The following is a 568-nucleotide window of genomic DNA, read 5'->3' on the forward strand; positions in this document are numbered from 1 at the left end:
TGCATTTAGAGCACTTCTTAACCTTAAGACCTGATGGCTTGACAAACTCTTCCAAAGGAAAAGGCTTTTTGCAGTATGTGCAGATCTGCTCAGTCATCTTTCTTGTCCGGGAAGCACATGTAGAACAACATATGGCGCTCGGCATCTCGAGCATGGCGCATACCTGCCTCATACATGTCGAACATCTTCAGTTTATCGTCCGTAAACCATCCCTTGGGCTGTTGTGCCATCTTGAAGGAATATGGTATATCTGCCAGACAAAGTGCGGCGCGTATAGCACCAATCCACTGTGGAGTATGTAGGGACGCATTACTATGGTCCTGAGCCTTCCACGCATAGACTTTATAGTCTTCGTAGCGTACATGGAATGGTTCATAGCGCTCCAGGAAGTCAAGTAGTTGCTTAAAGGATAGACCAATATCTTTGGTCTCCCATTACATCAGCCACAGCTCGTCCGAATTGAAATCCTTCCAACACACGCCGGTGGTCTCACCTGGATCGAGTGTAAGGATTGCAGGCTTCAGCACGTGTTCGCGCCAATCTTTGCCTTTATTGATAGCCTGCCAGA

The 568-nt window shown here is 47.5% G+C and carries 1 protein-coding gene; it reads left to right on the top strand.

Features of this window, described 5'->3' with window-relative positions:
• Positions 1–302, top strand: a 302-nt coding sequence (locus tag VJI94_RS07925) for a hypothetical protein (protein WP_324008952.1), incomplete at its 5' end; no start/stop codon positions are given.
• Between the last annotated feature and the right edge of the window lie 266 nt (positions 303–568).

The sequence above is a fragment of the Parvimonas sp. D9 genome, assembly GCF_035282565.1.
Classification (GTDB): Bacteria; Bacillota; Clostridia; order Tissierellales; family Peptoniphilaceae; genus Parvimonas; species Parvimonas micra.